We start from the raw sequence: 1,342 nt of genomic DNA on the forward strand, positions 1-1,342 counted from the left end.
CTTAACAGCCTCCCATGCGCTATGCTCACTCTTCGCACCACTGCAAACAATCCTCCCAGAACTGAAGAGGAGTATGACTGCCTTGGGCTCTTTAACACGATAAATCACTCCCGGGAATATTTCAGGCTCGAACTCACAGTTGGGCAACACAAGGGCAACAATATCAAGGTTAAATTCCATGCCAAGATCACCGCTGAAAACCATGTTTTGAATGCTTATCTCGGGAGCGCGGTGGAATTTTACCCCAACTCTAGAGAGCATTTCGACGAGTTTTGAAACAGTAGCTTGAATATCATCAACACTTTTAGCCCCAGTCACAACGCATTTACCAGAATTGAAGAGGAGGAGAGCAACCCCTGGCTCGTCAAGGTGGCAAATAACTCCCGGGAATTCTTCAGGATTATACCTTGAGTTTGGGAGTACTTCCATGATTTCATCCAAGTTTAGGGGGGTGAAAAGGTTAACAGTGGCGACCATGTTTTCCACCCTAAGCTTTACATTGCTCATGTCGACCACGATTACACCCTCCAGGCATTGGTTTGTAAATTAAGTGTGAAATAGTGTTTCATTCCTCTTCCAAATCCCCCACCACCTCAGTTATTACACTCAAAACTCCATCAACATTCCGCATGTCACGTATGATTCTCTCCAATTCTTCCAAATCCGCAGCCTCGACCTCAACTATTGCATCGTAAGACCTTGCCATCGTATCAGCCTTTACCACGCCCTGTATTGCCTTAACCTCCTCAAGAACTTTCTCAATCCTCCCAACATCCACCGTCAGCAAAGCATATGCCCTAACCATTCACGCCACCCCTCACAATAACGGTTTCAGTCATTTCCACTTCTTTCCCAATCTTTCTCAAAACACTGTTGCGGAAGTCATCCAGCTCCTTAATGTCTTCAACCTCAATCCTGACAATCACATCATATCCTCCGTAAACCTCGTAAACCTCCCTCACCACGGGATTGTCTTTAAGCTTCCCATAAACTTCATCCCTGCACCCAGGCTTCGTAACAATCAAAATAAATGCTACAACCACTAAACACCCCCTCCGAGCTTTATTCATTCAGTGGCTCGAACTTGTACTCTATGAGGACTTTGAATTTCCGACCGCACTTCGGGCACTCCACAACGTCACCCGGCTCTAACACTAATTTCATGAAAACGTGACCACAATCACACTCCAACCTCGCATCTACAAGGGCAAAATTATCCATCCACTTATAACCCAAAAGCTTCATCACAACCACCATGATAAACTTTGAAGTTAGTACGATAAAGCTTGTGGTGAGTACCGTTTCCTCCTGCACCTATTTTTGTTGTAACTTCTGAGCAACA

At 45.2% G+C, this 1,342-nt stretch carries 4 protein-coding genes; all 4 read right to left on the reverse strand.

The features are described from left to right. Window positions 1-516 (reverse strand): TATA-box-binding protein (locus tag E3E24_RS12505; RefSeq protein WP_167916122.1); only part of this gene is annotated, 516 nt, incomplete at its 3' end. A gap of 49 nt (window positions 517-565) precedes the next feature. Beyond that, on the reverse strand, window positions 566-805 hold the full coding sequence (locus E3E24_RS12510) for an Lrp/AsnC ligand binding domain-containing protein (protein WP_167887340.1): 240 nt from the start codon (window positions 803-805) through the stop codon (window positions 566-568). After that, window positions 798-1,043: an Lrp/AsnC ligand binding domain-containing protein gene (locus tag E3E24_RS12515; protein ID WP_346766042.1), complete on the reverse strand. Its 246-nt coding sequence runs from the start codon at window positions 1,041-1,043 to the stop codon at window positions 798-800. The genes E3E24_RS12510 and E3E24_RS12515 overlap by 8 nt, the downstream gene beginning before the upstream one ends. A gap of 19 nt (window positions 1,044-1,062) precedes the next feature. Further along, window positions 1,063-1,257 carry a hypothetical protein gene (locus E3E24_RS12520; RefSeq protein WP_167887342.1) on the reverse strand — a complete coding sequence of 65 codons (195 nt, stop codon included), beginning with the start codon at window positions 1,255-1,257 and terminating at the stop codon, window positions 1,063-1,065. Window positions 1,258-1,342 lie beyond the last annotated feature (85 nt).

This window comes from Thermococcus sp. LS2 (assembly GCF_012027375.1).
Lineage (GTDB): Archaea > Methanobacteriota_B > Thermococci > Thermococcales > Thermococcaceae > Thermococcus_B.